The organism is Corynebacterium sp. KPL3927 (assembly GCF_040225835.1).
Classification (GTDB): domain Bacteria; phylum Actinomycetota; class Actinomycetes; order Mycobacteriales; family Mycobacteriaceae; genus Corynebacterium.
The window spans coordinates 1-26,323 of the sequence record NZ_JBEHGD010000027.1 but is presented as its reverse complement, the minus strand read 5'-3'; the positions used below and the strand labels follow the sequence as shown (position 1 = coordinate 26,323).

The 26,323-nt window shown below is 59.2% G+C and carries 17 protein-coding genes and 3 pseudogenes; 15 read left to right on the top strand and 5 right to left on the bottom strand.

The annotated features are described in order from the left end of the window. A partial coding sequence (locus ABRP86_RS10495) for a transposase (RefSeq protein WP_502880316.1) occupies positions 1-1,159 on the bottom strand: 1,159 nt, incomplete at its 3' end. Positions 1,160-1,262: 103 nt separating this feature from the next. Between ABRP86_RS10495 and ABRP86_RS10490 the strand changes: the two genes are divergently transcribed. Then, positions 1,263-2,192, top strand: a complete 930-nt coding sequence (locus tag ABRP86_RS10490) for an alpha/beta hydrolase (protein WP_349864209.1) — start codon at positions 1,263-1,265, stop codon at positions 2,190-2,192. Positions 2,193-2,287: 95 nt separating this feature from the next. On the opposite strand, the gene ABRP86_RS10485 is transcribed toward ABRP86_RS10490, so the two are convergent. Together ABRP86_RS10485 and ABRP86_RS10480 are read right to left on the bottom strand one after the other, a co-directional pair. Next, entirely contained in the window at positions 2,288-3,040 is a 753-nt protein-coding gene (locus ABRP86_RS10485; RefSeq protein ID WP_349864207.1) for an aminotransferase class IV, read from the bottom strand. Continuing rightward, positions 3,037-4,884, bottom strand: a complete 1,848-nt coding sequence (locus ABRP86_RS10480; protein ID WP_349864205.1) for a chorismate-binding protein — start codon at positions 4,882-4,884, stop codon at positions 3,037-3,039. The genes ABRP86_RS10485 and ABRP86_RS10480 overlap by 4 nt, the downstream gene beginning before the upstream one ends. A gap of 166 nt (positions 4,885-5,050) precedes the next feature. Here ABRP86_RS10480 and ABRP86_RS10475 point away from each other — a divergent pair, with 166 nt between their 5' ends. The 7 genes and pseudogenes from ABRP86_RS10475 to ABRP86_RS10445 form a co-directional block, all read left to right on the top strand. Continuing rightward, entirely contained in the window at positions 5,051-5,638 is a 588-nt protein-coding gene (locus ABRP86_RS10475) for a three-helix bundle dimerization domain-containing protein (RefSeq protein ID WP_349864203.1), read from the top strand. Between the two features lie 140 nt (positions 5,639-5,778). Beyond that, a complete protein-coding gene (locus ABRP86_RS10470; RefSeq protein WP_349864200.1) occupies positions 5,779-7,731 on the top strand; it encodes a glycosyltransferase in 1,953 nt (650 codons plus the stop codon). After that, on the top strand, positions 7,721-8,236 hold the full coding sequence (locus ABRP86_RS10465; protein ID WP_349864198.1) for a phosphatase PAP2 family protein: 516 nt from the start codon (positions 7,721-7,723) through the stop codon (positions 8,234-8,236). Before ABRP86_RS10470 ends, ABRP86_RS10465 begins: the two co-directional genes overlap by 11 nt. Then, on the top strand, positions 8,229-9,209 hold the full coding sequence (locus ABRP86_RS10460) for a decaprenyl-phosphate phosphoribosyltransferase (protein WP_023024308.1): 981 nt from the start codon (positions 8,229-8,231) through the stop codon (positions 9,207-9,209). The genes ABRP86_RS10465 and ABRP86_RS10460 overlap by 8 nt, the downstream gene beginning before the upstream one ends. A 128-nt stretch (positions 9,210-9,337) precedes the next feature. After that, complete coding sequence (locus tag ABRP86_RS10455; protein WP_349864195.1) at positions 9,338-10,957, top strand: arabinofuranosyltransferase AftB family protein; 1,620 nt, start codon at positions 9,338-9,340, stop codon at positions 10,955-10,957. Positions 10,958-11,096: 139 nt separating this feature from the next. Further along, positions 11,097-12,131, top strand: coding sequence for an alpha/beta hydrolase (locus tag ABRP86_RS10450; RefSeq protein WP_349864192.1), 1,035 nt, complete (start codon positions 11,097-11,099; stop codon positions 12,129-12,131). A 239-nt stretch (positions 12,132-12,370) separates the two neighbouring features. Then, a pseudogene (locus ABRP86_RS10445) lies at positions 12,371-12,616 on the top strand (IS3 family transposase); the annotation flags it as partial. A 130-nt stretch (positions 12,617-12,746) separates the two neighbouring features. Here the strand turns inward: ABRP86_RS10445 and ABRP86_RS10440 are convergent. Beyond that, positions 12,747-13,571, bottom strand: coding sequence for a GDSL-type esterase/lipase family protein (locus tag ABRP86_RS10440; protein ID WP_023024297.1), 825 nt, complete (start codon positions 13,569-13,571; stop codon positions 12,747-12,749). Positions 13,572-13,878: 307 nt separating this feature from the next. Between ABRP86_RS10440 and ABRP86_RS10435 the strand changes: the two genes are divergently transcribed. From ABRP86_RS10435 to ABRP86_RS10410, 6 genes are all read left to right on the top strand, one after another. Beyond that, positions 13,879-15,828 carry an alpha/beta hydrolase-fold protein gene (locus tag ABRP86_RS10435; RefSeq protein ID WP_239269292.1) on the top strand — a complete coding sequence of 650 codons (1,950 nt, stop codon included), beginning with the start codon at positions 13,879-13,881 and terminating at the stop codon, positions 15,826-15,828. A gap of 2 nt (positions 15,829-15,830) precedes the next feature. After that, positions 15,831-16,358, top strand: coding sequence for a DUF732 domain-containing protein (locus ABRP86_RS10430; protein ID WP_349864190.1), 528 nt, complete (start codon positions 15,831-15,833; stop codon positions 16,356-16,358). Between the two features lie 33 nt (positions 16,359-16,391). Next, positions 16,392-17,312 carry a cutinase family protein gene (locus ABRP86_RS10425; protein ID WP_349837945.1) on the top strand — a complete coding sequence of 307 codons (921 nt, stop codon included), beginning with the start codon at positions 16,392-16,394 and terminating at the stop codon, positions 17,310-17,312. A 59-nt stretch (positions 17,313-17,371) separates the two neighbouring features. Further along, positions 17,372-19,117: a FadD32-like long-chain-fatty-acid--AMP ligase gene (locus ABRP86_RS10420; RefSeq protein WP_349864188.1), complete on the top strand. Its 1,746-nt coding sequence runs from the start codon at positions 17,372-17,374 to the stop codon at positions 19,115-19,117. 90 nt (positions 19,118-19,207) lie between these two features. Next, entirely contained in the window at positions 19,208-23,971 is a 4,764-nt protein-coding gene (locus ABRP86_RS10415) for a beta-ketoacyl synthase N-terminal-like domain-containing protein (protein WP_349864185.1), read from the top strand. Continuing rightward, positions 23,946-25,502, top strand: coding sequence for an acyl-CoA carboxylase subunit beta (locus tag ABRP86_RS10410; RefSeq protein WP_349864182.1), 1,557 nt, complete (start codon positions 23,946-23,948; stop codon positions 25,500-25,502). Before ABRP86_RS10415 ends, ABRP86_RS10410 begins: the two co-directional genes overlap by 26 nt. A gap of 405 nt (positions 25,503-25,907) precedes the next feature. Here the strand turns inward: ABRP86_RS10410 and ABRP86_RS10405 are convergent. Beyond that, positions 25,908-26,096 (bottom strand): annotated as a pseudogene (locus tag ABRP86_RS10405) (transposase); the annotation flags it as partial. Positions 26,097-26,136: 40 nt separating this feature from the next. Here ABRP86_RS10405 and ABRP86_RS10400 point away from each other — a divergent pair. Beyond that, positions 26,137-26,323 (top strand): annotated as a pseudogene (locus tag ABRP86_RS10400) (hypothetical protein); the annotation flags it as partial.

Here is a 26,323-nt window from a genome sequence, read left to right as displayed (position 1 = left end):
TGGCATGGTGGAAAGGTACCTCACTTCCCCAGCGAGATGCTGGTTTCAAGGTGTCCACCATCTGGGGGTCAGGTCCGTCGGAAATCATCACCATAGGGTCAACAAACCGCTTGCGGGCACTGCGTGTGCCACGAGGTCGACGTTGGGCGTGACCGCGACGCAGTGCAGCAGTGACTTCCTTTTTCAACTCGCCTTTAGCTTGGAAATACAAAGATTGATAAATCGTTTCAGGACACACGTACATAGTCTCATCACCGGGGTAGCAGCTGCGCAACCTCCCAGAAATCTGCTCTGGCGAGTACCTATCTTTGACCATCGCCCACACCACCGTGCGCAAACGTGGATTGGCATCAATCTTGCGCCTTTTCGGTCTAAACCTACGCAACACCGATTTACGGTGCGCATGCGTGGGAAGATACACCCCAAATTCATCCCGGTTGCGTTTAAGCTCCTTGCTGATAGTGCCAGCAGAGCGCTGAAGACGCCGAGCTATCTCACGTACACCTTTGCCTTGCCGGTCAAGATCAAAGATGAGCTCGCGCTCTTCTACCGATAAGTAGCGCGAAGAAATACGCCTATCGATACGCTGTTGCGGAATAACCTGGACTGGAACTGCTTGGCGACCATCAACGTACTCAATTACCTGCATAAGCCTGTTATGCAGCGCCACATCCGGGCCAGCCGGGACAAAAGGCACACGCCCAGTGGAAACCTTAATGACACCTTTGTCTATATCAGCAGCATTACGCGGATGAATGCCACAGGCTAAAGCGGCATCTTTGCGCCCTAAAGCATTCGCACGCAGCTGCAGATAACTGCACCGGCCAGTTGTGGCCGCAGCTTTGCGGCCATGTGGATTGCGCTTCCACAAACCAAGCTCAATACCGATGCGGTACACCGGAGAAGAGCCCATAGAAAGCTGGCGCGCAATATCCATCGGTGCCACACCTTCCAGCCACAGGCGGGCTATTTCCTGACTATCAGCCGAGCTAATAGTCCTGCGGCGCTTGCGCGGCAAGTCCAACTCACCAGCAAGCCGATACGCCACCGACCGCGCTAAACCAACCACCCCAGCAGCCGCCCGTATTGAACTACCAGCCCGAACCAACGACGCAAACCGCGCCACAACAGCAGAATCCGGAACCCATTTCGACTTCACACAATCACCTAACCCATGTCAGGTGTTTCCACGACCACTAGAATCCAAGAGCTATTATGAGTGCTTGCATTGCCCAATAGATGCAGCACTGGAAAGTATTTTTATGGTGTTTATTCAGCCCGAAGCCCAAAAATTCCTCGACCTGAACAGGAACTCCCCACAGCTGGACACGCGTACCCCAGAAGAAAACCGTGCCGCCCAGCTGAAGACGGCAGCGGCTTGGGGCAAGAAAACCCCGATGGTATCCGTGTACGAGACCTCGGTGCGCGGTGTCACGGTGCGGGTTTATGTACCGGAGGGGCTCACGCTTTCCGATGCCCCACCAGCAGAGCCCGCCTTCATCTTCTTCCACGGCGGCGGCTGGGTGCTGGGGGATTTAGAAACCACGGATACAACCGTGCGTGATATTGCCGCAGAATCGGGAATCATCTGTATCAGCGTGCACTATCGCCGTGCACCGGAACACCCCTTCCCAGCACCATTAGATGATTGCCGGGCGGTAGTAGACGGGGTGCTACAAGGAGAATTGGGAGTTGGTGTCGATCCAGCGCGCGTTGCCGTGGGCGGAGACAGTGCGGGCGGCAATATCGCAGCGGTCATCGCACAAGAATTGCGCGATCAGCTGGCTCATCAAGTGTTGATCTATCCCGTCATGGATTTATCCACCTTTGACACGCAATCCCATTCGGATTTTAGCGACGGCTACTACCTCACCCGGCGGCGCCTTAACTATTTTTACGATTCTTATGCTGGCGCTGCAGACCGCACGGATATACGTATGTCTCCCGGCAGGAATGGCGATCTGGCGGGGCTGCCTCCAGCGACGGTGATTACCGGTGAACTTGATCCGTTGGTCTCTGAAGCAAGTGACTACGTTGGGCGGATGCTCAATGCGGGAAATGTAGTGAGCTCTATCGAATTTAAGGGCCAAGTCCATCCGTTCGTCCAGATGGGCGGGATCATTTCGGATGCATTGATTGCGCGCACCAGTATTGGCAGCGAATTAAAGCGTGCGCTGCGAGGCCAAGGCTAAAGGCCGCGATCTGTCCGAGTTAATAGAAATCTCGGTGTGAGCACTCAACACAACACTCAACACAACACTGCACATGTTGAGTGTTGTGTTGAGTGTTATGTGTAGTGTTCGCCTGCACCCGCGGGGCTAAAACCCTGCCACCACCAGTTTTGCCAGATTGCGGCCTCCGGGTGCGGCGGTGGAGTGATGGTGTCGTGTGGTGTGTGTATGGAGCTGACGGGGCTAATTCCATGCAGTGAGTTGATAAACCACAGGGGACATTCCGCAGCGAGTGCCGGGGTCAATGGGTGCTGCGCGGTGGAAAGTCCCAAGTCATTGCAGCGGTGCAGGACCTGGCGCAGGGTCACGCTGGGCAGGCGCACGCCGGTAGGAAGCAGGAGCGTGTCGCCGTCCCAGGCGATGAGTGCGCCGGTGGTGGTTTCGGCGATGGCGCCGTGGGCATCGACAATCGCGGTGTCATCGGTGCCGCTTTCCTGATACTGGCTGCGGTAAGCAGCCAGGGCGGGCAGGTCCGGGCCTTTAACTAGAGGCTGTACGCGGGGATCGGGGGCCTGTGTATAGGTAAGGCGCGTGTGGGCGCGCGGGGCCGGGGCAGGCCGGATATCGAGGTAAAGCTCGTCGGCTATGAAAGCGATGCGGGGAAAGAGTTCGCCATCTGAGAGCAGCTCCAGCATGGCGGGGACGAAGCCTGCGGGCAAGGTCCCGGCGGCGGATTCGAAGCGCTCCAGGTGCAGGTGGAGACCGTGCGTGCGGCCTTGCGAATGCCGCCAAGAATCGGCCACGGCGCAGGGGATAGCCGGTGGGGGGCAGGGGATGAAGGCGCCGTCGCGCCAGATATAGGAGCTCATGACCACGCCCCGAGGACCGATTGGGCCTTGAGGTTTCTTTCGGCCAGCTCGGCTGCGGGATCGGAATCGAGGACGATGGCCCCGCCGGCGCCGACGGTGACCTCGGAACCCGCGCGCACCGCGGTGCGGATGACCACGCTGAAATCAGCCTCGCCGGAATACCCGAGGTAGCCCACGATGCCGGAATAGACGCCGCGGGGTCCTGCCTCGAGGGCATCGATAATCTCGCAGGTGCGCAGCTTCGGCGCGCCGGTCATAGAACCGGGCGGGAAGGCGGCGCGGATGGCGTCGAGCGCGGTGGCGCCGGGGCGCAATTGGCCGGTGATCGTGGAGACGAGCTGGTGCACGGTGGCATAGCTTTCCACGTTCATCAACCCCGGAACGCGCACGGTGCCGGGCTCGCACACGCGGGATAAATCGTTGCGCAAAAGGTCCACGATCATGAGGTTCTCGGCGCGGGTTTTGGGGTCATCGCGAAGCAGCGCGGGGTCCTGGTGGGCTGGAATGGTGCCCTTGATGGGCTTGGCCTCGACGCGGTTATCGCGCACGCTAAGGAAACGCTCGGGCGAGGCGCTGCAGATTTCCACGCCGTTAAAGACCAGATGCGCCGCGTACGGTGCCGGGTTGTGCCGGCGCAGCGCAGCATAAATATCGCCGGTGGCCTGCGCGGTATAGGTATCGGTCAGGCACACCTCGTAGCTTTCCCCGGCGTGCAAGAGCTCTTGGGCGCGCTGGATTCGGTCCAGGTAGTCGGTGGTGCGCCAGGCACCCGCGCTTGCCGATGCCCCCTCGCTTCCCACCTGCACGCCTTCCAGGGCTTCCTCCAGCCGGTCGAGCAGGCCCTGCGCGCCGTCGCCGTCGAGGCAGCACAGGTGCGCTACTTGCCGGTGGTGGTCGTAGACGAGGAAGGACTGCGGCCGGATGAAGTAGGCATCGGGATAAGGCGAGCGGTGGCGCAGCTGGATGGGCAGGGTGAGCTGCGCGCATTCGTAGCCGAGGTAACCTATCACCCCGCCGGTAAACGGCAGATCCGGCGCGTCGATAATCCGCGTGGATAGCTCGCGCTCGAGGGTGGTCAGGATATCGGGGGCATCGCCAAGCCGGTAGCGAAAGGATCGGCTGAGGGGACCGGTGGCATCGCCAAGAATGCTATAGCGCCTGCGCGCATCGGCGGAGTCCAGGAAGAAGGCGTCATTGCCGTCTGCCTGCAGCGCCGCGAAGACCCGTGGGCAGTCAATCGCGCCGGGGACCTCGCGGTGGAGCAGGCGAAAACCGCCGAGGAAATTGCGCAGCAGAGTCGCGCCGTGCTGGGTGAGCACCGATTCGGGGTGGAATTGCACGCCCCAATGCGGCAGGCCATCGACCTTGAGGGCCTGGACGGTGCCGTCCTCGCTGCGGGCGTGCACGGTGATGCCGGGGGCCGGCTCAATATGCAGCGAGTGATAGCGCACCACCTGAAAGTCCTGCGGAATGGTGGAAAAAATTCCCTCGCCGGAGTGGCTAATGGTGGAGACAAAACCGTGGCGCGGTTCGGGTGCGCGGCTTATGCGGGCGCCGGCGAGCATCGCCAAGCCTTGGTGGCCAAGGCAGACGCCGAGCAGGGGAATCCGCGCTGCGGCGGCCGCATCGATAACGCGGCGGGACATGCCAAAGTCGTTGTCTTCCTCCGGGGTTCCGGGGCCAGGGGAGATAACCACGTGGCTGAACTCGCCGGCGCGCACGCGATCTGGGATGCCGGCGGCCTCTCCCGCAGGAACGACGAGCGGCTCGGTTCCGGAGACTTCGGCGATGAGGTGCGCGAGGTTAAAGGTATACGAGTCGTAATTATCAATGAGCAGGATCATCAAAGGCAGAGTCTATAGCCCAGTGCGCCCCACGCGTAACTTGCTCCACGGGAGAGCTAACTATTGGGTTATGACCAACTAATTGACGTATGTCACACTGTGTTGTAAGGTTAACTTTAAGTTAACAACAAGCAAACGGGGAAAGAATCCAGGAAAGGGGATAACAATGAACCAGTTTGAAACCCTCCGTCACGACCTGCACACCAAGTACGGTCACGGATATACCCGTGCTGAAATCGATGCGAAGTTGGACGAGGTCATCGCCAAGCACACCGCCAACGCCGACCTCGTGGAATTCATCCCCGTGCTGGTAGAGCGCGAGGTACGCGAGTTCTTCGGTGCCCACCGCATCCACGTTCGCTTCGCAGCGGGCGATAACCACGCCCTGGCCAAGGCCGCTGCGGACCTCACCAAAAAGCACGCGGGGGAGGCGCTTTACGTCGATACCGCCGTAGCTCACCCGGAAAATGATGGTAATGACCACCTGGCCCACGTTATGAGCGAGCGCGGCATGGGCCAAGCGCCTAAGAAGTACCTCGAAGAGGTGCGGACCGTGGCCATGCCGGACTACATCGTTTACTTGGGCCGCGAGGTCGAGCGCGATGAGGCCGGCAAGGACATCAAGATCTGGGACATCGCCCCGGCTGAGACCGTCGAGCAAGCCCGCGAGCTTGCCGATGATCTAGAAGCGCGCGTTTACTACATGCTGAACAAGCTGGGTATCGACCCGGTAACCGAGCGCGTGAATGCATAAGGTGCCCCATTAACCCTGGGCCGAGGAGTAATTCCTCGGCCCTTCTTTTATTGTCCGCGTGTAAACCCGAGCAGTCGCGCGAAAGCAACTACGCTAGGTCGCTGACTACTGTTTAAATCGTTTGGAGAATCGAAGCAATCGTGACTGCCAACAACACCTCGGCCTATGAGCCCCTGCAGCGAATCTTGCTGCCCAAGCGCGGCGAACCCTTTGACGTACGCATGCTCTACCTCATCGAGGCGGAGCAAAACCGCGAGCGCTTGAGCTGGACAAACCGCACCGCCGTGACCATCCCGGCCGGCGAAGAAGCCTCCTTTGAAACCTACTTCAACGCCTTCCCGGCCTCTTACTGGCGCCGCTGGTCGCAATTGCGCTCGGTGGTTCTAAGCCTGGAGATCGAGGGCCAAGCCAACGTTTCTTTGTACCGTTCCAAGCAGGATGGCCAGCGCATCTCCGTGGCCAACCACCTCGTAGGCACGGGCCACCACGAATTTGAGCTGCCGCTCAAAAACTTCGAGGACGGCGGCTGGCTGTGGTTTGATATCACCGCAGAAAAGGAAACCACGGTGTCGGATGCGGCGTGGTGCTCCCCGCAGGCCCCGGCGGCGCAGACGCTTCCCGATGGCACCGAGATTGCGCCCTCCGAAAAGCGCGTCGCCGTCGGCATTCCCACCTTCAACCGCCCCACGGATGCCGTTGCCGCACTGCAGGCGCTGGCAGAAGATCCCGTGGTGGATGAGATCATTGACTTTGTCCTCATGCCGGACCAAGGCAACCAGCACCCGGCCGATGAGCCCGGCTACGACGAGGCGGTAGCGCACTTTGGCGATCGCTTCCGCGAATTCCGCCAGGGCAACCTTGGCGGTTCCGGCGGCTATTCCCGCATCATGTATGAGGCGCTGGAGAACACGGATTCTCCCTTCATCTTGTACATGGACGATGACATCGCCATCGAACCGGACTCCGTGCTGCGCGCGGTGCAGGCCGCGCGCTATGCGGAAAAGCCGATCATCGTTGGCGGGCAGATGCTCAACCTGCAGGAACGCTCCCAGCTGCGCACCACCGGTGAGCAGGTCAACCGCTCCGATTTCATGTGGGGCGCCGCGCCGCATGCCGTGTATGACCACGACTTTGCCAAGTACCCGCTGCGCGCCATTGGCACGCCAGAAACCCATGTGGATCCAAAGAAGTACGATTCTCGCGCGCTGCACCGCCGCGTGGACGTGGAATATAACGGCTGGTGGATGTGCCTGTTCCCGCGCGTGGTTGCAGAGACTAACGGTCAACCACTGCCGCTGTTTATCAAGTGGGACGATACCGAGTACTCCCTGCGCGCAGCCCGCAATGGCTTCCCCACGGTGACCTGGCCGGGCGCGGCCATCTGGCACATGGCCTGGGCGGATAAGGACGATGCCATTGACTGGCAGGCCTATTTCCACCTGCGCAACCGCTTGATTGTGGCTTCGCTGTACCACGATGGCGCGGTATCCGGCATTACCAAGTCCATCTTTAAGTCCACGCTCAAGCACACCATGTGCATGGAATACTCCACCATGGCCATCCAAATCGAGGCCATGAAGGACTTCCTGGCGGGGCCGGATCACCTCTTCGATATCTTGGATACCTCGCTGCCGCGCATTGCGGAGATCCGCAAGAACTACTCGGATGCGGTCATCATCGAATCTGCAGATCAGTTGCCGGCGCCGACCGGCGCGCCGGGCGTTCCCACCCGCAATGTGGGCGGGCGCTTGGCCAAGGTCAAGAAGCTGCCATGGGCGGCAAAGGGGCTTAAGCACCTGCTGAGCAAGGAGGATCCCGCGCATCACGCGGCGCCACAGCTGAACCTCACCCCGGACGAGGCGCGCTGGTTTACCCTTTCCCGCGTTGACTCCGCCACCGTTTCCACGGCCGGCGGCACGGGCGTGGCCTTCCGCAAGCGCGACCGCGATTTGGCCAAGGAGCTTATCGTTGAAACCCGCAGCCTGCTGAAAGAAATTGAAGAGAACTTCGATGATCTGCGGGCACAATACCGCGCCGCGTTGCCAGAACTGACCGCGCGGTCTTCCTGGAAGAAGGTTTTTGATGCCCAATAAGCTTTCCATCGCAGAATCCCACGTCTTGGAGTCCATCCAGAACGCCGCCTTTGACGTGCCGGGAGTGCTGCCCACCGCCCGCGGATTAAGCCACTTGGGCGAGCACGCCCTGGGCTGGATGGGTGGCGCGGCACTTGGGGCCAGTTTGGACAAGCAACGCCGGGAGGAGTGGATTCGGATCGGTGCCGCGGCGTTTACCGCGCATGCGGCAAGCGTGGTGCTCAAGCGCATCGTCCGGCGCAAGCGGCCCGATTATTCCTACGTGCGCGTTGGGGTCAAAACCCCCTCGCGCCTATCCTTCCCGTCCTCGCATGCCACCTCCACCACGGCCTTTTTGGTGGGCCTATCCCGCCTGACGGGGTCCAAGGCACCGCTTGTGGGAGTGCCGGTGATGATGGCATCGCGTATGGTGCTCGGGGTGCACTATCCAACCGATACCGTTGCGGGCGCAGCCATTGGCGCTGCTACCGCGCGGGCAATGACGAAGGGAAAGACGCATGAGTGAGGACGGCAACCAGCACTTTCTCCATTCGGAGCCGCATACGTCCGGCGTCGATACCGGACGCAAGCGCAAGCCGCCGAAGAATTTGGCCGATGGCATGGTCAAGGCCCTGCGCCCGAAGCAATGGGTAAAAAACATTCTCGTGCTGGCCGCGCCCGCTGCGGCCGGTGCGGACTCGCTCTTTCACGGGCGCGTGCTTGTCGATGTCCTCCTAGCCTTCATCGTCTTCTGCCTCGGTGCTTCTTCCATCTACCTGATTAATGACGCCAAGGATTGGCGCGAGGACCAGGAGCACCCGACCAAGCGCTTCCGCCCGATTGCCTCGGGCGTGCTGCCCATCAAGGTGGCCTATGTCATGGCTGTGGTGCTCGTTGGCCTGTCCATCGGGCTGTCTTTTTTGGCCACCGCTGGACTAGAGCTAGCCATCGTCATGGCGGTTTATATCGCCCTGCAGCTGGGCTATTGCTTTGGCTGGAAGCATATTCCGGTCATCGATATTGCGCTGGTGTCCTCCGGATTCATGCTGCGCACCATGGCCGGCGGCGTGGCCGCCGATATTGAGCTTTCGCAGTGGTTCTTGCTGGTTGCTGCCTTTGGCTCGCTGTTTATGGCCTCCGGTAAGCGCTATGCCGAAATCCTACTGGTGGAAAAGACCGGTGCGAAGATTCGCAAATCCTTGCAGGGCTATACGCCGACCTACTTGCGCTTTGTCTGGACGCTAGCGGCCACCGCCGTGGTGGTCTTCTACTCCCTGTGGGGCTTTGAACTGGCTAATGCCGCAACCTCTGGTGGTGTGTGGTACCAGATTTCCATGGTGCCGTTTACCATCGCCATCCTGCGCTATGCCGCCGACGTGGACCGCGGCCAAGGTGGTGCGCCGGAAGAAATCGCGTTGGGGGACCGCACCCTGCAGATCCTCGCCATCGCCTGGCTGGCCTGCATCGCAATGGCCGTCTACATCATGCCATTGGTCTAAGCAGTTGTATTTTCGATCTAGAAAATTTTGATGGGGGTGCTACACTCAACCCCCGTGTTTAACATCGACAACAAGAGTATCGCGCGCTGGAGCGTTCCCGCGTCGCTCCTTTTTGTCGGTGTTTTTCTTTGTGGGGTGGCTTTGCCCGCCGATGGATCTCCGATGATGGTCTCATCGTTCTGCGCACCGTCCGCAATCTAGAGGCTGGCAACGGGCCTGTGTTCAATATGGGTGAGCGCGTCGAGGCTAATACCTCCACGCTGTGGCAATACCTCATCTTAGTGGCGCGGTGGGTAAGCAGTGCTGAACTCGAAACGATTGCCATCTACCTCGGGCTTATCCTTGCGGTCGCGGCCATGGTGGTGGGCACGTGGGCATCGGCAAGCATGCACAAGGGAATTGTTCTTCCCGCTGGTGCCTTGGTGTATCTGGCCCTGCCACCGGCACGGGACTTTTTTACCTCCGGCTTGGAATGGAGCCTGTGTCTTTTCTACTTGGCCGTCTTGTGGTGGATGCTGATTTCATGGGCGCGACCGCGACAAGAATTGCCGCCCGAGCCTCTCGTGTATGGGTTGGCATTCTGGGCGGGGCTGTCCTGGCTCATTCGCCCTGAGCTCGCCCTGTATGGCGGCTTGGTTGGCGTTGTACTCATAGTGAGCACGCGTTCGTGGAAGGTTATCGCTGCCGCCTTGCCCCTGCCCCTGGGGTATCAAGTCTTCCGCATGGGCTACTACGGCCTGCTTACGCCTCATACCGCCGTTGCGAAATCCGCGGCCGGTTCCGCGTGGGGCAAAGGGTTTGCGTATCTGGGTGACTTTATGGTGCCCTACGCGCTGTACCTCCCACTCATCGTGCTGGCAGTGGCGGCGCTATGGAAAGCCAATTTTCGCCCGCCGGCGCTGCGCTCGCTGCAGACTGTGGTTTATATCTTCTTGGGCGCTGCGCTTTTGCATGCCTTGTATGTTGTGCACGTGGGCGGCGATTTTATGCATGGACGCATGTTGCTGCTTCCGCTTTTTGCCGCGCTCCTGCCCATCTTCGTAGTTAATCTACGAACCTGGTGGGCTGCCGTATTCTCTGCGGTGTGGGCTCTCGTTATTGTCGTGCATGGCCACCCGGTAGACCGCGCTGCGTACGCGGGGAAGCTTACTGTTGTGGATGAGCGGGACTATTGGACCGATATCACCAACCGGCAGGAACCACCTCGCCGGGCCGAGGATTTCCTGGGTATGGATTTGATGAATGACTACGAAAAAGCGGTGCAGGACTTGGCAGCCGGCGATGCCATGACCTTCCGCTATATCAAGGAAGGGGGCCAGCCATCGTGGACGACGGTGCCCGCGGATCCGGAACGCTCCGATCCTCCCACTGTGTATTTTCTTAGCCTCGGTCTTACTTCTATGAATGCCCCGCTTGAGGTGCGCGTGCTCGATGAAATTGGGCTCAGTAATCCCCTAGCAGCGCGCCAGCCCCGCATCGAGGGCGGGCGCATTGGCCATGATAAGAGCCTTGGTGTGGCGTGGCAGATTGCCGATTCTGCAGTGGATATTGACTCCCTATTGCTGGGGCAGGATAAAGATTCCGCGTGGCAAGCACGCACTGCGCTTAATGATGCCAATTTCCAGAAACTCTTTGCCACCTATAGGCAACCGCTAACCTGGGGCCGATTCTTAGAAAATGTTAAATTTTCCCTGACAGAGGGAAGGACCCTAACCTTTTCCTCCGATCCGGGGGATTACCTGCAATGATGGTTGATAATGAGGCAAAAAGCCTGTGAGTGAACTACACTGCCTTTCAGTGAGGTTTTCGCTGAGGGGTGTTAACGATTCACAGGTTCCCAGCGATAAAGCCAAAGAACAATAATTGAGTACTTTGTGGAGGAGAAAGATGACTGCATCTTTGAGGGGACGCGTCCTATCGGTCATCATGGCGGTGGCCGTAGCGCTTGGCCTCGCCGTAGTGGCAGGCGGCACGCAGCAGGCACACGCGGGAAACCGCGATTGGCTGCGTCCGGATAATACTGGCACCTGTGAATGGGACCCAGTTGGATTTTGGGTTCAGCGCTGTGATGTCTGGTCCCCGTCCATGAACCGTAATATCCCGGTACAGATTCAGCCCGCAAAGAATGGCGGCAACGCTGGTTTCTACCTATTGGATGGCATGCGCGCTACCTACGCAACCAGCGGCTGGGTTAGCCCGCATAGCGAGGTTAATGCCGCAAAGACCTACTCGGACAGCAACCTCACCCTCGTGATGCCGGCAGGTGGCGAGTCTTCTTTCTATGCCGACTGGCAGGCACCGGGCAAGTATGATCCGAACGATCCGGTTAACTACAAGTGGGAGACCTTCCTTACCCAGGAGCTTCCTGCCTACCTCGAGCAGAACTTTGGCGTGGCCCGCAACAACAATGCGATCGCTGGCCTCTCCATGGGTGCCGGTTCCGCCATGACTTTGGCTGCTAAGCACACTGACCAGTTCAAGCAGGTACTGTCCTACTCTGGTTACTTGACTATGACGGTTCCAGGTGCCCAGACTGTTCTTCGCTTGGCCATGCTGGATGTAGGCGGGTTCAATGTCAACGCCATGTACGGTTCTCTATTTAACCCAAGGCGTTTCCAGAATGACCCGCTCATGCTGATTCCGCAGCTGCGCGATGGTGGTACCGATGTTTATATTTCAGCCGCATCCGGTATGCCGGGTCAATTGGATAAGGAAACCCTCCCGCCGAAGTTCCAGGCACCGGGTGTCGCACTGGAGGTAGGTTCTCAGCTGACCACCCGCGCTTGGGAAGGTGCCGCTCGACTGCAGGGTCTGAACCCAACGGTGAGCTACCCGGCCGAGGGCTTGCATAACTGGTACCAATGGGACTACCAGCTCAATGCTTCCAAGCCACGCGTTCTCAACGTTTTGAATGCCTGGTAAGGCTCACTAACGGACTATCCCCGCGCCGTTTGAACTGCTCCCCAGTAGTTGGACTGAGAAATCAGCTACCAACTAGTGGGGAGCATTTTTCTTTGGGACTATGAAGTTCGCTAAGTGAAACGCAGCGCGAGCAAATGGTGGAGCGTTTCGAACAGGGCAGGGGCACCAAGCCGGAGGGGCTTACTGAAGGAGACAAACAGCGTCGCAAAAACGAACTGTTGCCGGCCGAAAATGCCTAGCTGAAAAATACAGATGAAGGCTTCCAATACCAGCATTCAACCTGGCGGACATTGATCCACGACAACGGCGGCGTTCAGTCGATGTCGCGTACAGCCAACTGCTACGACAACGCAGTAATAGAGAACGCTTTCGGTCACCTGAAAAGCGAGACATACCACGGAGAAGACTTCAGCACCGTCGAGGAGTTCACCCAGGCGATCGAAGATTACATCCAGTGGTACAACACCGAACGCACCCAACAATGACTTAAGGGCCTGACCCCGATGTAATATCGGAGTCAGGCCCTTGCTCCCCAAACCTTCTTGAATTAAACCCGTCTAACTCTTGGGGACTAGTTCATGGCGCTTTCGGTGGTGTTGCGGGTTCGTGCTTTGGTTAGTGGTTTTGGAGTTCTCGGGTAATGATTTGGGTCATTCCGTCGTGTCCTACGTCTGTTGGGTGTAGTGGCATGACGGATGGGGCGGTTGGGGTCTGCACGAGCGTGGCCCATCGCTGGTTGGTGTCTGGTTGGCAGGGGTCGTGGGTCTTTGCTTGGTCGTGGAGGTTGATGAAGTTGACTCCGAGGTCGTGTGCTGCGCGTCCGATTTCGCGGTTGAATTCGTCTTCTGCGATTGTTGCGCCCGGGATAGTTACAGGGAGCTGCAGCTGGTCGTGGTTTACAACGCACAGGGTGTCGTTGACGGTCATTGGGACGTAATTGACCATGGTGATGCGGGCGTTGGGTGCGGCTTTACGAATTTTGTTGAATTGGAAGTCTAGTAGTCCGCGGTAGGTGGAGGCTTTGGGAACGTCGGGGAGGGTGGCGTTGGCTAGGGCATCGAAGTAGGTTCCTTGCTGGAGACCGCCGTACATGAACACTACTTCTTTGGTGTCTTGGCCGATGTTGCCTTTTTCGATGGCGTCGTCGACGTATTGGTTGATCCAGACGCTGGTTCCGTTGCAGGAGTAGTCGGCGAGGTTGTGGTCGAGGTTGTTGGCGGTTTGGTGCGCCCAGTTGTGTTTGTCGTTGAAGCAGGGGTGGAAGGGGCGCTTATATGGAGAGGCTGATCCTCGGTCTCCTGGTGCGCCGCCGTTGGCGGTGAAGGAATCGCCGAAGGTGACCATTTCCTTGCCTTGGTCCGCATTTGCAGTCTGGGCCATGGTGAGGCTTGTGGTGAGGGCGATGAGTCCGGCGGTGATTTTGGTCTTTATGTTTTTCATATCTTTCGCTTTGGGTAGGGGATGTTTACAGGGTGCACTTTTGTGCATGCTGTGGTTATCTTAGTGATTTCTTGGTGAGAGTCCAGTCTGTGGTTAAGCTGGGAGATTGCTTATTGGGCGATTCCGGGGGACAGCCTCTGCATCGAGATAAATGGTGATATAACTTTGCACGGCGTGTCAGCCTTTCCAAAGCTTCAAGTTCAACTTAAACTTAAGCGCACAATAGACAGCTCACGCCGCAGGTAGCAGTCCGGAGGAGGGGAACCTTCGGAATGCGGCCGCGGTAAATCTTCAAGGACGTTTACCTATGCGCAAAAACACTTCCCCGGGCAAGGTCCGTAAGGGGCTCGCGGTAGCAGCCATGCCGACCGCCATTGCCGTTGGACTTGCCCTGCTGCCCAACGCCACCGCCCAAAGCTCTCTTGGTGACATGAGCTCCGCTCAGCCAGGCAACGGCAGCAGCCTGTCTGATCACTTTGCGCCTAAGGATCCGCCGGCCCGTACCCCAGTGGAGACCGAATACCCACAGGTGGAGGGGCTGCCGGATGGCGTAAAGATCAACCGGGTGGAGTACCTGTCCAACCGTCACCTGATGGTTTATATCCAGTCCGCAGCCATGCCGGATCACGAGCAGAAGGTGCAGATCCAGCTCGCGCGCGACTGGTATTCGCAGCCGGAGAAGAAGTTCCCAGAGGTATGGGCACTTGATGGCCTGCGCGCCCGCGATGACGAGTCCGGCTGGACCATTGAGACCAATATCCTCAACCAGTATGCGGATCGCAACGTCAACCTCATCATGCCGGTGGGTGGCGAATCTTCCTTCTACTCCGATTGGCAGCAGCCGGATGCAGGGAAGAACTACAAGTGGGAGACTTTCCTTACCAAGGAATTGGTCCCAATTTTGGATCATGAATACCGCTCCAACCAGAAGCGCGCGGTGACTGGGCTGTCCATGGGCGGTACCGCAGCGGTCAACTTGGCGGAGCGTAACCCGCACTTGTTTGATTTCGTGGGTTCGTTCTCCGGCTACCTCGATATGACTACCCGTGGCATGCCACAGGCCATCATGGCTGCGCAGCGCGATGCTGGCGGCTACGATTCCCGCAAGATGTGGGGCGAGCCGGGCTCGCAGGATTGGATCGACCACGATCCAAAGCTGGGCATCGAGAACCTCAAGGACATGCAGGTCTATGTCTCTGCTGGTAACGGCAAGGACGACTTTGGCCAGGAAGACTCGGTGGCCAAGGGACAGGCAAGTCTGGCCGGCATGGGGCTGGAAGTTATCTCTCGGATGTCCACCCAGACCTTCGTGGATTACGCGAAGCGCGCCAATGTGGAACCAGTAGTGGAATTCCGGCCCTCCGGCGTGCACAGCTGGGAATACTGGCAATTTGAGATGCAAAATGCATGGCCGCACATTGCTGATGCCCTCGACCTTGACAAGGCTGACCGCGGTGCGGATTGTAATACCGAAGGCGATATCGCCAAGGCCACCAAAGAAGGCATACTCGGTTCCTGCCTGAATAACGAATATGATGTTGCCGGTAAGGGCAAGGCACAAGACTTCGAAACCGGTACGGCGTACTGGTCCCCGGAGAATGGTGCGCATGCGCTGTACGGCCGTATTGGCGCCCGCTATGCGGAAATCGGTGGCCCCACCTCCTGGTTGGGCTTCCCTAAGTCCGGTGAAACTAAGACGATGGATGGCAAGGGACGCCTCGTGCGTTTCGAACACGGTTCCATTTACTGGAGCCCAGAGACAGGCGCCTGGGAAATTACCGGTGACATGTACAAGAAGTGGGGCGAGAAGGGCTACGAAGGCGGCGATCTGAAGTTCCCGACCGGCCCGGTAAAGAAGGTGGGCGATGGCCTTGTCCAGGAATTCCAAGGTGGCATTCTGACCCGCAACCCGGACGGCAAGAACCAGGTCTCCTTTGGTGCCATTGGCAAAAAGTACAAGGACATGGGTGGCGCTGACTCCCCACTGGGCTTCCCCACGGACGGTGAGAAGAAGGTCGAGGGCGGCTTCTTCCAGGAGTTTGAACATGGCTCCATCTACTGGTCCCCAGAATCCGGCGCGCACTACATCTTGAAGGGCGCCATTATGGATGAATGGGGTAAGAAGGGCTGGGAGCAAGGCGAGTTTGGCTGGCCCACCTCTGATTACTCCGAAATCGCAGCTGGTGGATTGAAGCAGGAGTTCCAGCACGGGACGATCAGTGAAGTCATGGGCCGCGTACAGACTGAAAAGAAGTAAACATGCGTAAATTAGCCCTCGTCGGAGCGGTCTTATGCCTCGGATTGGCAGGGTGTGACTCTGCCACCGTGGATAGTGACTCCGGCAATGACACCTCGGTGGCGCCGCTGTCGCGCGAAAAAACCTCCGAAGAATCGACCACGAGTAGTAGCGAGTCCGCATCCAGCAGCGCTTCCTCCTCGCAGGAGCCATCCGAATCCAAGGACGGTTCCAAGGAATCCGCGGAGCCGACGAATGGGTCCCGTTCAGCGAACTCCCCAGAGGATCGCGGTGCGCGCGAGATTTCAGAGATCCCCTCCGCGCAGCTGCCCAAGGAAGAGGCTGCGTACTTGGATTCGTTGAAGGATGCCGGCGTGGATGTCGATGGGGTAGAAGATCAGCTCCTCGGCGCCGGTCAGGGGGCCTGCGGTGACAATGGCATCACTATTCCTGCGGTAGCTGGGCAACTGATTGAACAGCAACGCTCTGACATGGATTATGAGGAGCTCACCAAGCTTCTCCAGGACAACGCACGTTCAGCTCTTTGCTAGCTTTCTTTGAGGTTTTCCGGGTACAACTAGTTCATGCGAAAAATCATAACCGTCGTTGCCGTCCTCGCTCTCCTCGTCGTTATCGGCGCGGGGGCTGCGCATTACCTCACGAGCTCGGACTCGGCGGGGCCTAGCTCCCCCGAGGGGCCAGAATCCGGGCAGCCGCCGGAGGAATCCCAGCCGGATTGGTGCCCGAGTGCGGAGTTCATCTCCGCGCCAGGTACCTGGGAATCCGCTGCCGACGATGATCCCCTCAACCCTTCTGCTAATCCGCGCTCGTTCATGCTGTCTATTACGCAGCCGTTGCAGGAGGCTTACGGGGATGATGTAAAGGTGTGGACCCTTCCTTATACTGCGCAATTTAAAAATATCAATGCGCAGGAGGAAATGAGCTACGACGATTCCCGTGATGAGGGCACCGCGAAGATGAATGAGGAGCTGCGCGGCATGCATGATAGCTGCCCACAGACTAAGTTCATTTTGAGTGGTTTTTCCCAAGGTGCGGTGATCGCCGGCGATGTGGCCGATGACATTGGCGGTGGCGAAGGCGTAATCCCCGCAGAAAATATCGCGGGCGTGGCGCTGATTGCAGATGGCCGGCGTGAAAACGGCGTGGGTCAAAATCCGGGCCACGAGCTCGGCGGAATTGGTGCCGAGATTGCCTTGGAGCCTGTCTCCGGCCTCGTTCAGCCCATCGTGCCTGGGGCTACCATGCGCGGCGCGCGCCCGCACGGTTTCGGAGAGCTCGCGGATAGAACCTTCCAGATCTGTGCCCCCAATGACACTGTGTGTGATGCGCCCACCGGCGTGGGCAATGGTTTGGAACGCGCCAAGGATTTAATCGGGGCCAATGGAGTGCACGCACAGTACGCCGATAATGGCGGCGTGATTGAGGGGACTACTGCGAACCAGTGGGTTGTGGACTGGGCCCACGGCGTCATTGACGCCGTGTAATATGAGGCGCTATAACATCGATATTTTTTAAGACAAAAGCATTTACCAAAGGAGAATCGATGGATTTACAGCAACTCATGGGGAAGTTTTTTGACGCCGAGGGCAATATCGCTCTCCCCGCTGAGCTCACCTTGGCGGTCCTGGCTGAGACCCTCTACCAGGCGGGCACAGATACCTCGCAGGTAGTAATGCGCCAGTGGCTATACGGTGAGGAAGACACCGCCCGTGAGCTCAGCCGCCAGGAGGTCAATACCCGGATCAAAGTGGTGGCAGCGCGCCTACAACAGGTTGCAGAACCGGGAACCCGCGTGGCCATTCTGGCAGGCAACTCTCCCGAATACCTCTTTGGTTTCTTAGGTGCGATGTATGCGGGAATGACCCCGATTCCGCTCTATGATCCGAATGAGCCGGGGCACGCGGATCACCTCAAGGCGGTCTTTGCTGACTGCGAGCCCCCTATCGTGTTGACCAATCGCGTATCGGCCGCGGCGGTGCGCAGCTATTTCTCCACCGATCGGGAGCGCCCGCGCGTCATCTCCATCAATGCGCTGCCTGATTCCTTGGCGGCGTCGTGGAAGCCGGTCGCTGGCGCGGGCGTGGAGTCCACCGCCTTCCTGCAGTACACCTCTGGTTCAACGCGCACCCCTGCTGGTGTAGAACTGAGCAATCGCGCGATTTTGGTGAATGTGCTGCAGATCTTCCGGGCGGTGAACCTGCAGTTCCCACCGCGCGTGGTCTCGTGGCTGCCGATGCACCACGATATGGGCATCATCCTGGCGCTATTCACCACTATTTTGGGCATCGAATCGGACATGATGACCCCGCGCGACTTCATCCAGCATCCCAACCGGTGGGTTGAGCGCATCAGCCGCCAGCCGGGTGAAGAGAAAAAAACCTATACCGCCGTGCCCAATTTCGCCTTGGAATTGGCCGCGCGCTACGGCAAGGACGCGGATTTCTCCAACGTTGATGGCATCCTCATTGGTTCTGAGCCGGTGACGGAACCAGCGGTACAGAAGTTCTTAGACACTTTTAGCGTTGACCGCTCGGTGCTGCGTCCGTCCTACGGTTTGGCGGAGGCAACCCTCATCGTCGCTACCGCACAGGATGAAAAGCGCCCCGTCATTTCCCATTTCAACCGCGAAAAATTGGCGGACGGGCAAGCGGTTATTGAGGAAAAATCTGCGGCAACGGTTGCCTTTGCCTCGAATGGCCAGGGCGTCTCGTTCCAGCACCTGGCCATTGTGGATCCTGAAACTAAGGCCGAGGTCCCAGAGGGCACCATCGGTGAAATCTGGGCGCATGGGCAAAATATGGCAACGGGCTACCTCAACCGCCCGGAAGAAACCGCGGCTACCTTCCGCAATACCCTGGGCGAGCGCATCCAGGACGGCTTGCCAGAGGATGACTGGTGGATGGCCACCGGCGATCTCGCCACCATCATCGAAGGCGAACTGTATATCACCGGGCGGCTTAAGGATCTCATCGTCATCGCCGGGCGCAACCACTACCCGCAAGATATTGAAGGCACCGTGCAGGACGCATCCGCGCACGTGCGCCCAGATTCCGTCGCCGCCTTTGCCGTAGAGGGCGAAAACTCAGAGTCCTTGGTGCTCTTGGTGGAGCGCGCCGATGATGCGGATCCATCCGGCGACGCCGCCGCCAGCGAGGAAATTCGCACGGCTGTGACAAAGAATCACGGCATTACCCCGAGCGATATAGTGTGGAAGGCACCGGGAGAAATTAAGCGCACCTCCTCGCATAAGATTGCCCGCCGCGTGGCAAAGAAGGACTACCAAGCCTAAAGCCGGATTCGGACGTTGAGTTAACAAGGTGACAAAATAGAGCGATATAGGTATTTGTCGTTCTATTAACCCCACTAGGAAAGACGGTTTATGACCATCGAGCAACTTCGTGCATGGCTGCGTGACTGGGTATCCCAGGCCACGGGCGTAGCGGCCACAGAGATTTTAGATTCCACCCCACTGGAAAATTATGGTCTTTCCTCTCGAGATGCCGTAGTACTGTCGGGTGAATTAGAAAATCTTTTAGGCACGCGGCTCGATGCCACGGTGGCGTATGAGTACCCCACGATTGAGCTTCTAGCCAATCGCTTGCTTAATGGGCCCGCGGGGCGGCGCGATGATGCACCGCGTGTGCAGCGCACGACTCGCGCCGCGCAGGGTTCTGATATTGCGGTTATCGGCTTGTCCGGACGTTTCCCAGGCGCTAAAGATGTGCCGGAATTTTGGACCATGCTCGCGGAATCGCGCGCGGGCACGGGGCCGCTGCCGGTGGGGAGGTGGTCTGAGTACAGCGCCGATCCGGTAATGAGCGAGAAGATCGCGCAGCAAAATACCGACGGCGGTTATATCGATGATGTTGCATCCTTCGATGCGGAGTTTTTCGGCCTATCGCCGCTGGAGGCCGCGAACATGGATCCGCAGCAGCGCATCCTGCTTGAGTTGGTATGGCACGCGCTGGAGAACGCGGGCCTTCCAGCCAATGAGCTGCGCGGCACGCACACGGGCGTGTACATGGGCTCGACCAATAATGATTACGGCATGCTGATTACGGCCGATCCCACGGAGATGCACCCTTATGCGCTCACGGGTAATTCCTCGGCAGTCGTCGCCAACCGCATTTCCTATGCCCTGGATTTCCGCGGCCCGTCTATCAATGTGGACACGGCCTGCTCGTCTTCCTTGGTTGCGGTCGACCATGCCATCAAGGATCTGCGCACCGGCGCCGCCGATGTAGCGCTGGCGGGTGGCGTGAATATCTTGGCCGCTCCGCACGCCTCCACTGCCTTTTCGGAATTGGGTGTCACCTCTCCTACCAGCGCCATTCATGCTTTTTCCGATGACGCCGATGGCATCGTGCGTGCCGATGCCGCCGGCGTGCTGGTGCTCAAGCGCCTACAGGACGCGGAGGATGATGGCGATGAAATCCTAGCCGTCCTCAAGGGTTCTGCCGTCAACTCTGATGGACATTCGAATGGCCTGACCGCGCCTAACCCAGAAGCGCAAGAAGACGTGCTGCGCCGCGCCTACGCGGATGCGGGCGTGGCGCCCGAGGACGTGGATTATGTGGAGGCCCACGGTACGGGCACCATCTTGGGCGATCCCATCGAGGCCAGCGCGCTCGGTCGCGTGCTGGGCGCTGGGCGCGGGATTGAATCGCCTGTGCTCTTGGGCTCTGCCAAGACCAATATCGGCCACTCCGAATCCGCCGCGGGCGTCGTGGGCCTCATCAAGGTCATCGAGGCCATGCGGCACGATATCATCCCGGCAAATATCAATTACGCTGGTCCGAACCGCTATATCGATTTCGTGGCCGAGCGCCTCGAGGTCGTTGAAGACCCGCGCGAGTGGCCGGAATACTCCGGGAAAAAGGTGGCCGGCGTATCGGGCTTTGGCTTTGGCGGCACGAATGCCCACGTCGTCTTGACAGATTACCAAGGCGCCCCGCGTATCAGTGAGCCGCAGCTATCCACCGACACGGTGGCGCTGCCTGTCTCCGGCCTCTTGCCCTCCCGCCGCGCGCGTGCGGCGGGACTGCTCGCGGATTTCTTAGAGGCAGAACAACCAGACTTGGCCGATGTAGCGCGCACGGTCGCGCGCCGCAACCACTCGCGCTCGCGCGCCGTCGTCATGGCCAGCTCCACTGAAGATGCCATTAAGCGCCTGCGCCAGGTGGCCGAGGGCAAGGTGTCTGTCGGCATCGCCGCAGCGGATTCCCCGCAGGTGCAGGGGCCGATCTTCGTATATTCCGGCTTCGGCTCCCAACATCGCAAGATGGCGAAGGACATGATCGCCCTCTCGCCGCTGTTTAGCGCGCGGCTGAAAGAACTCGACGCTATCGTCGATTTCGAGTCCGGCTGGTCGATCCTGGATATCGTTGAGGACGATTCCCAAACCTATGACACGGAAACGGCGCAGGTTGCCATCACCGCCATCCAGATCGCGCTGACGGACCTATTGGCCTCCTTCGGCGTGCGCCCGGCGGGCGTTATGGGCATGTCCATGGGTGAAATCGCCGCGGCCTATGCTGCGGGCGGCATTTCCGCGCGGGATGCGATGATTATTGCCTGCCACCGCGCGCGCTTGATGGGTGAGGGAGAGGCATCGCTAAGCGAGGCCGACCAAGGCGCCATGGCCGTGGTCGAGCTGTCCGCCGAGGATATCGCCGCCCTCGATGCATCCATCGAACCCGCCGTCTATACCGGCCCTGGCATGACCACCGTGGGCGGGCCGCGCCAAGCGGTACTGGACCTGGTGGAAAAACTCGATGGGGAAGGAAAATTCGCCCGCGCGCTCAACGTGAAGGCCGCAGGACACACCTCCGCAGTCGATCCGATCTTGGGCGAACTCGAAGCTGCCATCGCTGGCATGGAGGCCCGCCCGCTGCACACAACGCTCTTTTCCTCCGTGGATAAGGGCGAGGTCTACCGCCCCGGCACCACCGTCCACGATGAGGATTACTGGCTGCGCATGACTCGCTACCCGGTATATCTGCAGGACGCTACGGAACAGGCCTTTGCCGCAGGCCACACCCAGTTGGTGGAGATTTCGCCGAACCCGGTGGCGCTCATGGGGCTTATGTCTACCGCGTTTGCCGTGGGCAAGGCCGATGCGCAATTGCTGTATAGCCTAAAGCGCAAGGTGGATCCCACCGAGTCCTTGTTGGATCTATTGAGCAAGCTCTACGTAACCGGGAACCCGGTGAATTTCGCCGCCGTAGTGGGCTCGGGTGCGCAGGCGGAAGCGCCGTATACCCAGTTCAACCGCCAGCGTTTTTGGACCAATGCGCGGCCCTCGGCTGGGTTCTCCGGCCTGCCCGGTACTCGCGTGAACCTGCCGGAGGGCAAGGTGGCCTTTTCCACCAACGCGGATCAGGCCCCGTCCACGCTGGCCATCGTGGAGGCCGCCGCAGAAACAGTGCAGCCTGGGGCGCACATCGTGGCCGCGGAGGAACACCGCGATCTCCCGCCGTACGGGGAAATTACCACCGTCGTCACCACGTCCATCGGCGGCATGTCCATCGCCGTCTACAGCGTGCAGGACACCCGGACTGAGCTCTTGGCGGAAGGTTTTGCCTCCGGCTTGGACTTGGGCGCGGGTGCGATCCCTGGGGTCGCAGCGGTGCCAGAGGGCAGCGCCGCCCCGGAGCCGATTGCCGAGGACGCGGATGTAGACGCGGTGCGGTGGGATCCGCGCCAAGAAACCGTCGAGGACCGCCTGGCGCTTATCGTGTCCGAATCCATGGGTTATGACGTCTCGGATCTGCCGCGCGAGCTGCCGCTGATTGACCTGGGCTTGGATTCCCTGATGGGCATGCGCATTAAAAACCGCGTGGAAAATGACTTCCAGATTCCACCGCTGCAGGTGCAGGCGCTTCGCGATGCCTCCTTGGCAGACGTCATCACCATGGTTGAGGAGGCCGTTGCCGGCGGCCGCATTGATAATAGTGATGCTAGCGCCGACGCTGCACCGTCGGAGGCTACGGAGTCCGCGGCCGCAGCAGACGAGACCACTCAAGATTCGGAGCAGGGTGTGGGCGTTGCCCCTCGCGATGCCTCTGAGCGCATGGTCTTTGGCACGTGGGCAAGCATTACCGGCAAGGCCCCGGCGGGCGTGACCTCGCCGCTTCCGGAGATCTCTGAGGAAGCGGCAGCACAGATCGCCGAGCGTTTGCGCGAGCGCGCCCACATCGATGTCACCGCGCAGCAGGTTCTCGACGCCGAAGCACTGGAAACCTTGGCTGACCTGGTCCGTGAGGGCCTTGAAACCGAGGTGGAAGGCAATATTCGCGTCCTGCGCGAGGCCGATGGGCCAGCCGTATTCATGTTCCACCCGGCCGGTGGAACCACGGTGGTCTACCAGCCGCTGACCCGTCGGCTGCCAGCGGATGTCGCTGTCTATGGCGTCGAAAGGATTGAAGGCTCCTTAGAAGAGCGCGCCGCCGCCTATATCGAGGACATCGTTCGCTATGCGCGCGGCCGCAAGGTCGTCCTTGGCGGTTGGTCCTTCGGTGGCGCCTTGGCCTATGAGGTGGCCTACCAGCTGGCAGAGCGCAGCAAGCGCGGGGAGGAGAGCACCGAGGTCGCCTTCATTTCCTTGCTCGATACCACGCAGCCCTCCCACCCGGCACCGGATACGCCGGAAGAAACCCGCGCCCGGTGGGAGCGCTACGCTGCCTTTGCCAAGAAGACCTATGGCCTAGATTTCGAGCCGCCGTACGAGATGCTGGAAACCATGGGCGAGGATGCCCTGATGACCATGCTGGCGGAATTCTTGGCCACGACGGATGCGTCCGAACACGGCCTATCCGCCGGTGTCTTGGAGCACCAGCGCGCGTCCTTCGTGGATAACCAGATTTTGGCCAAGATCGACTTCCACCGCTGGGCCGAGGTCAGCGTTGCCGTGTTGCTCTTCCGCTCGGAGCGGATGCATGACGGTGCGGTGGAGCTGGAGCCGCGCTACGCTGAGATTGATCCGGATGGCGGCTGGGGCGCTATCGTTAAGGATCTAGAAATTGTGCAGCTGCCTGGTGATCACTTGGCAGTGCCGGACGAGCCAGCTATTGGCACCGTGGGCAAGCATATGAACGATTGGATCGAGGAGAAGATACGTGGCGGCCAAGCAAACAACCGCTGAGAAACTCGCTGACCTGCGCAAGCGCCTAGAAGAGGCGCAAGATCCAGGCAGCGAGCGCTCCCGCACACGCCGCGACGAGGCGGGCCGTACCACCCCTCGCCAACGCATCAACGAGCTCTTGGATGAAGGTTCTTTCGTGGAAACCGGCTCCTTGGGTAAGACCCCGGGTGACCCGGAAGCCATTTATTCCGATGGCGTGGTCACAGGCTATGGCCGCGTATCCGGCCGGCCCGTGTGCATCTATGCCCACGATAAGACGGTCTACGGCGGTTCCGTGGGCGTGACCTTTGGCAAGAAGGTCACCGAGATCATGGATATGGCCATCAAGATTGGCTGCCCAGTCATTGGCATCCAAGATTCCGGTGGCGCCCGCATCCAAGATGCGGTGACCTCGTTGGCCATGTATTCCGAAATTGCCCGCCGCCAGTTGCCGCTATCTGGCCGCAGCCCGCAGATTTCCATCATGATGGGTAAATCCGCCGGCGGCGCGGTCTACGCGCCGGTGACCACTGACTTTGTCATCGCGGTGGATGAGGAAGCGGAAATGTATGTCACCGGTCCCAACGTCATCCGTGAGGTTACCGGTGAAGACGTCACCTCCGCTGAACTCGGCGGCGCCCGCCAGCAGGAGCTCAACGGCAACGTCTCCGCCGTGGTGGATTCTGAAGAAGACGCCTTTGACATGGTGCGCGATATTTTGGATCACCTACCGCTGACCTGCTTTGATGAGTCGCCGACCTTCCCTGCGCCTTCTGATGCCGAAATCACCGAAGACGAGGATCTAAATTCCTTCATGCCGGATGACACTAATGCCGGCTATGACATGATGGATTTGCTTACCCAGCTTGGCGATGACGACGAGATCATCGAAATCCAAGAAAACTTCGCGCCGAATATGATCACCGCTTTTGGCCGCATCGACGGCAAAACGGTGGGCTTTGTGGCTAATAACCCTATGCACTTGGCCGGCTGCATCGATGCCGATGCCGCCGATAAGGGCGCGCGCTTCATCCGCATCTGCGATGCCTACAATGTCCCTCTCGTCTTTGTCGTCGATACGCCCGGCTACCTGCCGGGCGTGGAGCAGGAGAAGGTGGGCCTGATTCACCGCGGTGCGAAGTTTGCCTTCGCCGTCGTGGAAGCGACCGTGCCGAAGGTCTCGCTCATCGTGCGCAAGGCCTACGGCGGCGCCTATGCCGTCATGGGGTCGAAGAACTTGAGCGGCGATATTAACTTGGCGTGGCCTACCGCGCAGATCGCCGTCATGGGCGCGGCCGCCGCCGTGGTCATGATCGCGGGCAAGCAGCTTGAGGCCGCCGAGACCCCAGAGCAGCGCGAGATGACCAAGAAGATGTTCATGGACTTCTACGATGAGACCATGACGGCACCCTACGTGGCAGCGGAACGCGGCTACCTCGATGCCATGATTCAACCGAATCAGTCGCGCATTGCCTTGCGCCAGGCGCTGCGGCAATTGGCCACGAAGTCGGCGCATGACCTGGCTAAAAAGCACAATATTGCGCCGATGTAACGCCGTGCTGCGCTGTTGCGATACCTAAATAATAGTTTCGTGACAGCTAAAGGAGAATCCCTTGTTTAATTTGCTCTACGCTCTCGACCTGATTGGTGAGATCATTGGCTACGCTTACTGGGCGTACAACCAGTTCGCAGCAGGCCTGCCAATTAACGTGCCGTTCTAAGCTGAGAACGTTCGCACAGATTTAAGGCTCCGAGGCTAGACGGCAGGATGCGTGGTTGAGGTTGGTTCGTTAGTGGGTCTGGGCTAGTGGTACTAGCCCTTTTCACTCTTCTACGGTGATAACCGGTCTTTGACTGGGAAATACCGTACACAACTTCCTGCTGTGCTAGCCGGTTCGGATCACGATGAAAGGATGAGTAAAAATCATCCTCGATACCCTGTCTGTGGCGGGGATGGTCAAGTCCGTAGAAGTGGTGTATCTGTTCTTTCTGAATCGAGGACAGACATGTAGCGCTTTTGCTGGATCCAATCATCATCTTGTTCGGCTAGCCTAGAGCCGACCAGGCGGATCGCAGAACTGCGGTTAGGGAAGATCCCTACAACGTCGGTACGCCGCCGGATTTCCGGATTCAGTCGTTTTGTCGGTGGTCAGGCCCATTTAACGATCAAGTGTGAAGGAGGCCTAATGAACAGGCATAAAATATCTCCTAATGCGATTGTCGTTGCACTATTTGGGCTGGCAATTTCAGGTTATGTCGGTATCGCAAACAAGTCGATCCTCGGGTTTCTCATCCTCGGACCTGACCCCCAGATGGTGGACACCTTGAAACCAGCATCTCGCTGGGGAAGTGAGGTACCTTTCCACCATGCCA